At 57.2% G+C, this 12,756-nt stretch carries 10 protein-coding genes; 6 read left to right on the top strand and 4 right to left on the bottom strand.

Going from position 1 to position 12,756, the window contains the following annotated elements; genetic code table 11:
- Window positions 1-14: 14 nt before the first annotated feature.
- Window positions 15-554, bottom strand: a complete 540-nt coding sequence (locus DET50_RS08980; protein WP_113862529.1) for an FxsA family protein — start codon at window positions 552-554, stop codon at window positions 15-17.
- A gap of 488 nt (window positions 555-1,042) precedes the next feature.
- Here DET50_RS08980 and DET50_RS08975 point away from each other — a divergent pair, with 488 nt between their 5' ends.
- Window positions 1,043-1,804: an SDR family oxidoreductase gene (locus DET50_RS08975; protein ID WP_113862528.1), complete on the top strand. Its 762-nt coding sequence runs from the start codon at window positions 1,043-1,045 to the stop codon at window positions 1,802-1,804.
- Window positions 1,805-1,960: 156 nt separating this feature from the next.
- Complete coding sequence (locus DET50_RS08970; protein WP_113862527.1) at window positions 1,961-2,269, top strand: MGMT family protein; 309 nt, start codon at window positions 1,961-1,963, stop codon at window positions 2,267-2,269.
- Between the two features lie 158 nt (window positions 2,270-2,427).
- Here the strand turns inward: DET50_RS08970 and DET50_RS08965 are convergent, their stop codons facing one another.
- Window positions 2,428-3,762 (bottom strand): AmpG family muropeptide MFS transporter, encoded by a 1,335-nt coding sequence (locus tag DET50_RS08965; protein WP_181799960.1) that lies wholly within the window; start codon window positions 3,760-3,762, stop codon window positions 2,428-2,430.
- Window positions 3,763-3,840: 78 nt separating this feature from the next.
- A complete protein-coding gene (locus DET50_RS08960; RefSeq protein ID WP_113862526.1) occupies window positions 3,841-4,323 on the bottom strand; it encodes a YajQ family cyclic di-GMP-binding protein in 483 nt (160 codons plus the stop codon).
- Between the two features lie 352 nt (window positions 4,324-4,675).
- On the opposite strand from DET50_RS08960, the gene DET50_RS08955 reads away from it, so the two are divergent.
- Entirely contained in the window at window positions 4,676-5,647 is a 972-nt protein-coding gene (locus DET50_RS08955; RefSeq protein ID WP_113862525.1) for a response regulator, read from the top strand.
- A 59-nt stretch (window positions 5,648-5,706) separates the two neighbouring features.
- Here DET50_RS08955 and DET50_RS08950 read toward each other — a convergent pair whose 3' ends face one another.
- Entirely contained in the window at window positions 5,707-6,042 is a 336-nt protein-coding gene (locus tag DET50_RS08950; protein WP_404932731.1) for a type II toxin-antitoxin system RelE family toxin, read from the bottom strand.
- 79 nt (window positions 6,043-6,121) lie between these two features.
- On the opposite strand from DET50_RS08950, the gene DET50_RS08945 reads away from it, so the two are divergent.
- Genes DET50_RS08945 through DET50_RS08935 form a run of 3 tightly spaced genes read left to right on the top strand, consistent with a single transcriptional unit; the run spans window position 6,122 to window position 12,755 of the window.
- The gene (locus DET50_RS08945) at window positions 6,122-8,149 is read left to right on the top strand and encodes a type I restriction-modification system subunit M (RefSeq protein ID WP_113862524.1); all 2,028 of its coding nucleotides are present in this window, start codon (window positions 6,122-6,124) and stop codon (window positions 8,147-8,149) included.
- A complete protein-coding gene (locus tag DET50_RS08940) occupies window positions 8,146-9,498 on the top strand; it encodes a restriction endonuclease subunit S (RefSeq protein WP_113862523.1) in 1,353 nt (450 codons plus the stop codon). The genes DET50_RS08945 and DET50_RS08940 overlap by 4 nt, the downstream gene beginning before the upstream one ends.
- Window positions 9,498-12,755 (top strand): type I restriction endonuclease subunit R, encoded by a 3,258-nt coding sequence (locus tag DET50_RS08935; RefSeq protein ID WP_113862522.1) that lies wholly within the window; start codon window positions 9,498-9,500, stop codon window positions 12,753-12,755. The genes DET50_RS08940 and DET50_RS08935 overlap by 1 nt, the downstream gene beginning before the upstream one ends.
- Window position 12,756 lies beyond the last annotated feature (1 nt).

Genomic DNA, 12,756 nt, shown 5'->3' with positions numbered 1-12,756 from the left:
GATGAAAATTTTTTTCACTTTTTTTCGATGCGATCGTGGTCCCGTTCGGTGCGGTCCTGGTACTCGCCCTCGATGATGTCGCCGTTCCCGTCCCGATCGAACGGACGCTGCCGGCCAAAGGGGTTGTCACGGCCACCGAAGGGGTCCTGACCAAACGGATCACCCCCGCCGGCCCGGAAATAGAAACTGCTGCTCTGCCCCGAAATCACCATCCGCTTAAGCACCTGGGCCGCGAAGAAATGACGGGTACCGGGGATCAGGCACAGAAAGCCGATGGTGTCGGTAATAAAGCCGGGCGTCAGCAACAACGCACCGCCCACCGCCAGAATCAGCCCCTCGGCCACTTCACGGGCCGGCAACTCACCACTGTTCAGCCGCTGCCGCGCCCGAAGCAACGTCGCCAGCCCCTGCTGCCGCAACAACCATGCGCCGATCACCGCCGTCAGCAGCACCAGCCCGATGGTATTGAGCACCCCTATCATGCCACCCACCTGGATCAACACCGCCATCTCGGCGATCGGCATGACTATGAATAAGAAAAGAAAGATGGCCAAAGTGCCTCCTTTTGGTATGTATATGCACAGGGATCTGCGCTGCACAGGGGTCTGAAGAACTTGTTCTTCTGACCCCATCTTCAAATCCAGCACTGAAGCTTCAGCCCAAGCAGGGGTCTGAAGAAAACCTTCTTCTGACCCCATTTTCAGATCCAGCCCCAGAGTTCCCTTCCAAGCAGGGGTCAGATGAAAGCCTTCATCAGACCCCGAGTGTCGCCCCGCACAGGGGTCTGAAGAACTCGTTCTTCTGACCCCGAGTTGGGCTCTTGCAAAGGGGTCTGAAGAAAGCCTTCTTCTGACCCCATCTTCCGGATCCAGCCCCAGAGTTTCCGTCCAAGTCGGGGTCAGATGAAGGCTTTCATCAGACCCCACGTGCAGACCCCAAGTTCATCTCACCCCGGCTTCACGGTTATACTCCCCACCACAAAAACGACTCTTCGCGGCACACAGAAACGTAAAACCACCTGATAACTCAATTAGGGCAAACCATGAAACTTCAAGATTCCGTGATTGCAATCACCGGCAGCGGCCAGGGTCTGGGCCGTGCCATGGCCGAATACCTGGCGGGCAAAGGCGCCAAAGTGGCATTGATCGACCTGATGCCGGAAAAACTCGCAGAAGCCGCCGAAGCCTGCAACAAAGCCGGCGGCGAAGCCAAAACCTACGTCTGCAACGTGGCCAAAGAAGACGAGGTGGAAGCCACCTTCAAAACCATCGTCGAAGACTTCGGACAACTCAACGGCCTGGTCAACAACGCCGGCATCCTGCGTGACGGCCTGATGGTGAAGGTCAAGGACGGCAAGGTCGAGAAACGCATGGAACTGTCCCAGTGGCAGTCCGTCATCGACGTCAACCTCACCGGCGTGTTCCTGTGCGGTCGCGAAGCCGCCACCCGCATGATCGAGAACGGCGACCAGGGCGTCATCATCAACATCGCCTCCATCTCCCGCGCCGGCAACATGGGCCAGAGCAACTACTCCGCCGCTAAAGCCGGCGTCTCCGCCCTGGTCCCCGTCTGGGCCAAGGAACTCGCCCGCTACGGCATCCGCTGCATGGGCATCGCCCCCGGCTTCATCGAAACCGAAATGACCGGTTCCATGAAACCCGAAGCCCTGGAAAAAATGACCGCCGGCATCCCCCTTAAACGCATGGGCAAACCGGCCGAAATCGCCTCCACCGTCGCCTTCATCTTCGAAAACGACTACGCCTCCGGCCGGGTGATCGAAATCGATGGCGGCCTGCGGCTCTGAAGCTTGCACAGGGGTCTGAGGCCGGCACAGGGGTCTGAAGAGCTTGCTCTTCTGACCCCAACTTAGATCAGACCCGGGAGTCAAAGTCCAAGCAGGGGTCAGATGAAAGCGTTCATCAGACCCCGATCCAACTTCACCACAATGCCCTAGCCAACCATGGAACCCACCAAACCCCAAAAAATCTGGCAAGTCGTCCACGCCATCCCCCCGGGCAAAGTCGCCAGCTACGGCCAGGTCGCCCACATGGCCGGCCTTGGCAAACAGGCCCGCTTCGTCGGCCGCGCCCTGGGGCAGTTGCCGGAAGGTCACGAGGTGCCCTGGTTCCGGGTGATTCGAAGCTCCGGGGAAATTGCGTTTCCGAAGGATTCGGAGATGTTCCGGGTCCAGGTTGGGCGCCTGGAAGCGGAAGGAGTCGAAGTGGTCAACGGGCGGGTGTCGATGCGCAGATTTCAGTGGCAACCGTGAGGGGGTGTGCACAGAGGGGCTGGGCCAGGCACAGGGGTCTGAAGAACTTGTTCTTCTGACCCCAACTTGGACCAAAACTCCACTGTTAGACTGAAAATGGGGTCAGATGAAAGCTTTCATCAGACCCCTGTGCCAAAGTCCGGCCCCACTCCTTGTCTTCAGGCCCGTCCCTCGGACTCAACCCCAGCCTCCGCCCTCGGCGCCAGCGCATCCAGCCGCTCCCCGCGGCTCATCAGGAACAGCACCAACATAATCGCCGGTATCCCCATGATCGCGGAGATGGTGAAAAACTCGGCATAGCCGAAATCCGCCACCACAATGCCCGAGAACCCGCCCAAAAACTTCCCGGGCAGGGTCATCAGGGAGCTGAACAGCGCATACTGGGTCGCGGTAAAGGAAGCGCTAGTCATACTGGAAAGCCAGGCAATCAGCGCCACATTGGCAATACCGCCACTAAGGTTATCGGCACTCACCACCACGGCCAGGGTCACGATATCCGGCGGATACTGCGCCAGCAGCACGAACAACAGGTTGGTCGCCGCGGTCATGATCGCGCCGGCCAGCAGGATCTTGCGCACGCCGTAGCGCACCACCAGCACGCCACCCACCAGCGAACCGGCGATGGTCATGAAGAAGCCGAAGATTTTGGTGACATCTGCCACCTGGGTCTTGGAGAAGCCCATGAAATCCAGGTAGAAGGGATTGGCCATCACACCCATGGCAATGTCGGAGATACGGTACACGGCCACCAGCACCAGGATCACCACAGCCAGCTCCCGGTACCGGCGAAAAAAATCCAGGAAGGGCCCTGCCACCGCCGCATAGAACCAGCCAGCCAGCCGGGCCAGGCGCGGGGACAGGTGGCTGCGCTTCGCCGCCTCGTCTTCAATCTTGTGGGCAATGTCAGCCGCCGCGGCAAAATGATTGACCTGCGGCTCCCGGGCAATCAGCACCGTCAGCACGCCGACACCCACCAGCGCCGCCATCACCTCATAGGACACCTGCCAGGACCAGAACTCCGCCAGGTACAGGGCCCCGGCTCCGGCCACCAGCAACGCCAGCCGATAACCGAAGATGTAGGTTGCCGCCAATGCCGCCTGCAGCCGCTCCTCGGCAATCTCGATCCGGTAAGCGTCAATGCCGATGTCCTGGGTCGCGGAGGAAAACGCCACCAGCAACCCACACCAGGCCATCAGCTCGGGATTGACCGTGGCATCCACCTGGGCCATCAGGTAAAGCCCCGTGGCAATCCCCGCCTGCGCCAGCAAAATCCAGCTCCGGCGCTTACCGAATACCCGGTCCAGCACCGGCAACTTGAGGCGGTCCACCACCGGCGCCCAGAACACCTTGATGGAATAGGTAATCCCCAGCCAGCTGAAGAAACCGATCGTCGCGGTCTCCACCCCCACATCCGCCAGTCGCGCATTCAGGGTGGAAAACACCAGCAGGAACGGCAGGCCCGCCGAAAAGCCCAGGAACAGCAGCGCAATCACCTGCCAACGGGTGTAGGTGTATAGCGTGTCCCGGACCAGGGCCCAGCGGGTGGAGAATAGGATAGGAATGCCCCCGGATCAGTCGCGGAAGTTATTGAACTGCAGCGGAATATCCAGCTCGGCTTCACGGAGCATGGCAATCGCCTCCTGCAGATCGTCCCGCTTCTTGCCGGTCACCCGCACTTTGTCGCCCTGGATGCTGGCCTGGACCTTCATTTTCTGGTCCTTGATCATCTTCACGATCTTCTTGGCCTTGTCGGTCTCGATGCCCTGCTTCAGCGTGAAATGCTGCTTCACCAGCTTGCCGGCCTTGCTGTCACCTTCCTCCGCCAGCGCCCTGGTATCGATGTTGCGCTTGGCAAACGCCATCCGCAGCATGTCCCTCAGCTGCTCCAGCTGGAATTCCTGCTCGGCGCTGATGGTAATGCGCTCGCCCTCCAGCTCGATATCCGCCTCCACATTCTTGAAGTCCCAGCGGTTACCCAGCTCCCGCTTGGCCTGATCCACCGCATTTGTGACTTCGTGCATATCTATTTCAGAAACTATGTCAAAAGAGGGCATGGTCGTCATTCTCCAAAATTTGGCAGAGGTATACTGGCGAAAATGTCAGGGGCTGACGTGGCACGTCGGGGTCTGATGAAAGACTTCATCTGACCCCAGCTTAGCGGCTAAGTCGAGAATGGGGTCAGAAGAAAGCGTTCTTCAGACCCCTCGTGCAAGCCGCGAGTTCAAGGCCAACTCAGGGGTCTGATGAAAACCTTCATCTGACCCCATCTTAGCGGGCAATGTCGAAAATGGGGTCAGAAGAAGGCTTTCTTCAGACCCCAGGCGCAAGCCCCCGATTCATGCCGAGGATCATACCAAGCCCCGGCAAACACCGCATCTGACAATGGACTGGAAAGAAGTAGACGCTATGCCAAACCTGGACCTACCCATTCTCGTCGTCGATGACGCCAAATTCAGCAGTATGGTGGTTGGACGCACCCTGCGAAATGCCGGTTATCGAGACATACGCGTGGCCAACAACGCCCCCGCCGCCCTCGAAATGATCGAGCAGCGGCCGGTAAGCGTGCTGATCGCCGACTGGCTGATGCCGGAAATGGACGGCCTGGCGCTCACGGACCAGGTGCGGCAGCAGGACGAATTGGCCAAACACTACACCTACGTCATCCTGCTCACCGCCCGGGAAGGCGTGGAAGCTCTGTCCGAAGCCTTTGACCGAGGCGTGGATGACTTCATCTGCAAATCGGACATGACCAAGCAGCTAATCCCACGGATCTTCGCCGCCGACCGCATGGCCGACCGTCAGAACACATTGCTGCGGACCAACGCTCTGCTGATCGAAAACAACCGGGTTCTGGAATCCTCCAACATCATCGATCTGGAAACCGGCCTCTGTAACCACAAATACGCCCGGGACCGCCTGGACAAAACCCTGCGCCACGCCGAAGCCCGGGGCGGTGCCGCCGCATACGTACTGTGCGGCATCCGCAACTGGCAGGAACTGAGCCGCAAGCACCCGCCATCAGTGATGCGCGAACTGGCCACCGGCATCGCCCGCCGCCTGAAATCCCTGGTCCGCCCCATTGATGTGCTATGCCGCGTAGGTGACAACCAGTTCGCCCTGGTTGCCTACGTCCCGAACCGCGAACACTGCACCGCCACCACCTTCCGCCGCATCTTCGACGGCATCAACCACAAAGCCCTGAAAACCTCTGTAGGCTACATCTCCGTCGAAGCCGGCATGGTCCTCTGCCGAGCCGACGCCACCAACGGCTCGCCCTCCGTGCACGACATGGAACACACCGCTATGGAGGGACTGATGAGTGCTTACGAAACGCGTCGGTTTACCGAAGTCTCGCCAAGGGCGCTGCAGGCAGGGTGACCCCAGGGGTCTGATGAAAGCCTTCATCTGACCCCGAGTTGAACGCCCACCTCCAAAAGTTAAATGCGATCTTCAGCTTTGCTGTAGACGGCACCACGTTCGCGCCGCCCCACAGCAACAACAGTAACGAGAACCTCTGCATCCTCGACCTGATAGACCAAACGATAACCGACACTCCTCAGTTTAATCTTGTAACAACCTGAAAGCCCGGATAGGGCATCAGCTGGAACGTGTGGATCGTTTAGCCGTTTTGTGAGCTTTTTCTTGAACTGGTCTCGAATCGCCGGTGCGAGCTTTTTCCATTCCTTCAGGGCTGAGGGCTTGAACGCAAGCGAATATTTGGCTATTTGCATTCTGAGGTAGGATTGCAGATTCAGCCAAGAATTGGAATCCATCCTCTTTTGTGCAAAATATGGTTGATAATCACCAGCTGATCATGATAGCGTTTCGTGCAAAAGGTGGTTGGAGGCCAGGATGAACGAATTTACGGGATCGGCAGCTTCACAGGCTGACTTTATTTGGAAGAACGCGGAAGACCTTTGGGGGGACTTCAAACATACGGACTTTGGCAAAATCATCTTGCCGTTTACCTTGCTGCGCCGCCTGGAGTGTGCGTTGGAGCCGACCCGCGAGGCGGTGAGAGAGGCATACGCCGCTTTCAAGGATGCCGATGTTGAGCTGGACACCATTCTGCGCTCAACCGCTGAATACCCCTTCTACAACACCTCAGAATACTCCCTTGGCACCCTCGGTAGCACCAAGACGCGCCGCAATCTGGAAGACTACATCGCCCTGTTTTCGGATAACGCCCGCGCTATCTTCGAGGAGTTCGAGTTCGGCAATACCGTGATCCGGCTGGAGAAGGCTGGCTTGCTGTACAAGATTTGCCAGAATTTCGCCAAGATCGACCTGCACCCTGATGTGGTGCCGGATCGGGTGATGAGCAACATCTACGAACACCTGATTCGCCGCTTTGGTGCCGAGGTCAACGAAGGGGCCGAGGACTTCATGACGCCGCGTGACATCGTTCACTTGGCGACCGCGCTTTTGCTTGACCCGGATGACGCCCTGTTTGAGGCCAGCCCCGGTTTGATTCGTACCCTGTATGACCCGACCTGCGGCACGGGTGGGTTCCTCACTGATGCCATGAACCATGTGGGCGATTACGGTGGCCGCGACAAGGTACCGCCGGTACTGGTGCCGCACGGCCAGGAGTTGGAGCCGGAAACCCATGCGGTTTGTGTGGCGGGGATGCTGATCCGCCGTCTGGAGTCCGACCCTGGCCGCGACCTGTCGAAGAACATTCGTCAAGGCAGCACGCTGTCCAACGACCAGTTTGCCGGTGAGCGTTTCCACTACTGTCTGTCCAATCCGCCTTTTGGGAAGAAATGGGAGAAGGACAAAAACGCCGTCGAAGCGGAACACGAGAAAGGCGAATTGGGCCGCTTTGGGCCAGGCCTGCCGAAGATCAGCGATGGCTCCATGCTGTTTTTGATGCACCTGGCCAGCAAACTGGAGCTGCCGATCAACGGCGGTGGCCGCGCCGCTATCGTGCTGTCCGGCTCGCCACTATTCAACGGTGGTGCCGCGTCTGGCGAATCGGAAATCCGCCGCTGGTTGCTGGAACACGACCTGATTGAAGCCATTGTGGCCCTGCCAACGGATCTGTTCTTCCGCACCAATATCGCCACCTACCTGTGGATTCTGTCTAACAAGAAGCCGCAGGAGCGCAAAGGCAAGGTGCAGTTGATCAACGCCACCGACCTGTGGACTTCAATCCGCAACGAGGGCAACAAGCGCCGTATTGTCAGCCATGATCAGTGCCGCCAGATTTTGGACATCTACGCCGCTGGGGAAACCGATGCGCTTTCCCGGATGCTCGACTACCGCACCTTTGGCTACCGCCGTATCAAGGTACTGCGCCCGCTGCGCATGACCCTGGAACTGGATAAGGCAGGCACGGAGCGGCTGGAAGCCGACCCCGCTTGGGAAAAGCTCTCTGACGCGCATCAGACATTCTGGCGCGACGCCCTCAAGCCGCTGATCGGGCAAACGCAGACCTATGGCTGGGCAGAAACCTTTGCCAAGGACGCAATCAAGTCCGACGAAGCCAAGCAGCTCAAGGTCAAGGCAAACAAGACCTTTATCGCCGCGCTGATCAACGCCTTTGGTCACAAAGACCCGGAAGCCGAGCCGGTCACGGATGCCAACGGCAACCTGGTGCCGGATACTGACCTGACCGATTACGAAAATGTCCCCTACCTGGAAGACATTGACGACTACTTCGCCCGCGAAGTGCTGCCCCATGTCCCGGATGCCTATCTGGACGAGAGCTTTACCGATGCCAAGGACGGTCAATTGGGCCGCGTCGGCTACGAGATCAACTTCAACCGCTTCTTCTACCAGTATCAGCCGCCGCGCAAGCTGCATGATATTGATGAAGACCTGAAGCAGGTGGAAGCCGAGATTGCCGCGCTACTGGCAGAGGTGGCCAGCGAATGAGCCAGTACAAAGTGTATCCCGCGTACAAGGATTCCGGCGTTGAGTGGATTGGGCAGGTGCCGGAGCATTGGGAGGTGAAAAGACTACGTCATGTCGGGCGTTACTCTAATAGTGGCGTTGACAAGAAGAGCTACGAAGACCAGCAGACGGTTGAGCTTTGTAACTACACGGATGTCTATTACAACGAGTTCATCAGTGATGATATGCCTTTCATGCAGGCTACTGCCAGCACCCACGAGATTGAGCAGTTCACTCTGAAAAAAGGCGATGTCATTATCACGAAGGATTCGGAAGACCCGTCCGACATAGGGATTCCAGCCTTTGTTCCACATGATATGCCCGGAGTGATTTGTGGCTATCATCTCACCATGATTCGTGCCTTAAATGATAACTATGGAAGCTATATCCATCGTTCGCTCCAGTCGGATCATACAAAAGCTCACTTCTTTGTTGAGTCGCCGGGAATAACCCGATATGGCCTGAATCAAAATACTATTGGTAATGCCCCAGTAGCGCTGCCTCCACCAGACGAACAAGCCACCATCGCCGCCACCCTCGACCGCGAAACCGCCCGCATTGATGCGCTAATCCAGAAGAAAACCCGCTTTATCGAGCTGCTGAAGGAAAAGCGCCAGGCGCTGATCACCCATGCAGTTACGAAAGGTTTGAACCCTAATGTGCGGATGAAAGATTCTGGCGTTGAGTGGATTGGGCAGGTGCCGGAGCATTGGGAGGTGAAAAGACTACGTCATGTCGGGCGTTACTCTAATAGTGGCGTTGACAAGAAGAGCTACGAAGACCAGCAGACGGTTGAGCTTTGTAACTACACGGATGTCTATTACAACGAGTTCATCAGTGATGATATGCCTTTCATGCAGGCTACTGCCAGCACCCACGAGATTGAGCAGTTCACTCTGAAAAAAGGCGATGTCATTATCACGAAGGATTCGGAAGACCCGTCCGACATAGGGATTCCAGCCTTTGTTCCACATGATATGCCCGGAGTGATTTGTGGCTATCATCTCACCATGATTCGTGCCTTAAATGATAACTATGGAAGCTATATCCATCGTTCGCTCCAGTCGGATCATACAAAAGCTCACTTCTTTGTTGAGTCGCCGGGAATAACCCGATATGGCCTGAATCAAAATACTATTGGTAATGCCCCAGTAGCGCTGCCTCCACCAGACGAACAAGCCACCATCGCCGCCACCCTCGACCGCGAAACCGCCCGCATTGATACGCTGATCGGCAAGGCGGAACAAAGCATTACCCTGCTCAAAGAGCGCCGCGCCGCCTTTATTACCGCCGCTGTGACCGGCCAGATTGATTTGCGAGGAGAGCAATAATGCAGACATCCGCCCATCAGGAAAAACACTTCCAGCAATACATCATCGACCGACTGGTAGAACAAGGCTGGAAGCTAGGCGATAACCAGCATTACGACACCGAGCGAGCGGTATACCCCGAAGATCTGGAAAGCTGGATCAAGACCAGCGGCCAGCAGGAAAAGTGGGACAAGCTGGAACGGCTCAATGGGGCCAAGACCCTAGAGGTATTGTTGGCGCGGCTGGATAAAGCGCTGGAGAAACAAGGCACTGTGCAGGTGCTGCGTCAGGGCTTTTCCATTGCCGGTTGCGGCCTGATCGAGATGACCGAGGCCGCACCGGAAGACAAGCGCAATGCAACAGTCATTGAGCGCTACCAGGCCAATATTCTGCGCGTGGTGCCCGAGCTGAAGTATCACCCCGCTCGTGAGTTCGCCATTGACCTGGTGCTGTTTATCAATGGTCTTCCCGTGGCGACGGTGGAGCTCAAAACCGACTTTACCCAGTCGGCGGAAGCGGCGATGGATCAATACCGAAATGACCGCTTGCCGTATGATCCCAAGACCAAACGAAGGGAACCACTGCTGACCTTCAAGCGCGGGGCGGTGGTGCACTTTGCCATGTCTGATTCCGAAATCATGATGGCAACCAAGCTGGAAGGGGAAAATACGTTCTTCCTGCCGTTCAACAAGGGTCGCAAGGACGAAAGCGGCGCGGTACATGCGGGCAACCCGCCCGGTGAGATCAAGGCCGATGGTACCCAGGAATACCCGGTAGCCTACTTCTGGGAGGCGGTCTGCCAGCCGGACGCCTGGCTGCGGATTTTCCATAGCTTTGTCTACGTAGAGACAAAGGACGTGGTGGATATTCAGGGCAACTGGTCAAAGAAAGAGACCCTGATTTTTCCGCGCTTCCACCAGTGGACGGCAGTGAACCAGATGCTGGCCGATGCCAGTCAGAACGGCCCAGGCATGACCTACCTGTGCGATCACAGCGCCGGTTCCGGCAAAACCAGCACCATTTCCTGGACGGCCCATGATCTGGTGAAGCTGCGCGAAGACAACGGCGACGCGGTATTCAACAGCGTGATTATTGTCACCGACCGCAATGTGCTGGACGGCCAGCTCCAGGATGCGGTGAAGCAGATTGACCACCAGTTTGGCGTGATCGCCGCCATCGACCGGCAGAAATCGTCCAAGTCCAAGAGCAAGCAGCTTTCGGAAGCTCTGTTGTCTGGAACACCGATTGTGGTGGTCACGATTCAGACCTTCCCCTATGCGATGGAAGCCATCATCACCGACAAAGCCCTGAAAGGGAAAAACTTTGCGGTGATCATTGATGAGGCGCATAACTCGCAGACCGGTGCTACCGCCGCCAAGCTGCAAGCCGCACTGGGAATGAGCGGGCAAGGCAAGATGTCCACCATGACGGTGGATGAGTTGCTGGAACAACTGCAAAAGTCCCGCGCCCGTCCGGACAATATCAGCTATTTCGCCTTTACCGGTACGCCGAAGCACTCCACTTTGATGCTGTTCGGTCGCCCGAAAGACCCGAGCCAGCCGGCCTCGAACGATAACCCGCCACAAGCCTTCCACCTGTACACCATGCGCCAGGCCATCGAGGAGAAGTTCATTCTCGATGTGCTGAAAGGCTATGTGCCCTACAAAACGGCCTTCAACCTTTCCAAGCAAGTTGAAGACAGTAAGCGGGTGAGCGGCAAGGCCGCCAAACGCGCCTTGGCACAGTGGATGTCCCTGCACCCCACCAATGTGACTCAGAAGGTGCAGTTTATCGTTGAGCACTTCACCAAGAACGTCGCCCATCGGCTGGATGGCAAGGCCAAGGCCATGGTGGTCACCAGCTCCCGTGCCGCCGCCATTCGCTACAAGAAGGCGTTTGACCGCTATATCGAGCAGCACAGCGAGTACGGCTTTATTCATTCACTGGTGGCCTTCTCCGGCAAGATGACCGGCAAGCAGGTGATGCACCAGGATGACGGTGAGTTTAAGGACGATGTGTTTACCGTCGATGAGAGCGAGGAGTTCACTGAGCAGAGCATGAACCCGGATGTCCAAGGGCAGGATTTGCGCTTTGCCTTTGACCGCCCTGAATACCGGGTGATGTTGGTGGCCGACAAGTTCCAGACCGGCTTTGACCAGCCCAAACTGGTCGCCATGTATGTAGACAAGAAAATCGCCAACCATGTGGAGATTGTGCAGACCTTCGCCCGCCTCAACCGGACGGCACCAGGTAAGGATGAGGTCTTTATCATCGACTTTGTGAACGACCCGGAGAACGTGCGCCAGGCCTTTACCACTTATGACAAGGGCGCTCACATCGACGAAGTGCAAGACCTCAATGTGGTCTATGAGATCAAGGAGCGCCTGGACGAGCACGGCCTGTACGACGAGAAGGACTTGGCTACGTTCAAGGAAGCTCGCTTCAAGACCATCCGCGACATCACCCATACCAAATCGCCACAGCACAAGGCACTGTATGCCGCCACTGCTGGAGCGACGGCCTTGTATAACGACAAGATGAAGATGCTGCGCGATGGCATGGCGACCTGGGAAGCGGCTTTTGAGAAGGCCCGCGCCAAAGGTGATGAGGCGGGCATGAAGTCTGCCGATCACCATCAGGATGAGTACGCCGAGCAAATCAAGGCGCTGATTGGCTTCAAGTCGGATTTGGGGCGTTTTTGTCGTACCTACTCCTATATCGCCCAACTGATTGATTTTGGCGACCCGGAGCTGGAGAACTTCGCCGCCTTCGCCAAGCTCTTGCAAAAGCGTCTATTGCACGAAGCACCTGAAACCGTTGACTTGACCGGCCTGGTGCTCACCGGTTTTGACATCAATGCTCGTTCAGAGAACGCGGAGGACGAAGGCGAAACCCCGGTACTGCAACCGGTAGGTGCAGGCGGTGGTGGTGTGGCAGGCGACAAGCCGAAATTCGTCAAAGAGATTATTGAGCGGCTCAACAGCCTGTTTGGTGAGGCAACGCCGATTCAGGATCAGGTGGCCTTCGTGAATCAGATCTTTTCAATCGCCGGTGAAAGCGATGTGGTGATGGCTCAGGTGGAAAGCAACACCCGCGAACAGGCCATGAAAGGCAACTTGCCTGGCGCTGTTCAGCAAGCGGTGGTACGTGCTTTGTCCAGTCACCAGAAGCTGGCCACCCAGGTGCTCAAGTCTGATCGTCAGGGCATGGCCGCACTGGTTGACGTGGTGTATGACCTGCTGCGCGAAGGCCAAGACATCGACTTGGATATGGATTAAG

This window comes from Marinobacter pelagius (assembly GCF_003315345.1).
In the GTDB taxonomy this organism is placed as follows: domain Bacteria; phylum Pseudomonadota; class Gammaproteobacteria; order Pseudomonadales; family Oleiphilaceae; genus Marinobacter; species Marinobacter pelagius_A.
Note: the sequence above shows the minus strand (reverse complement) of the source record. Positions and strands in the feature narration are given on the sequence as shown.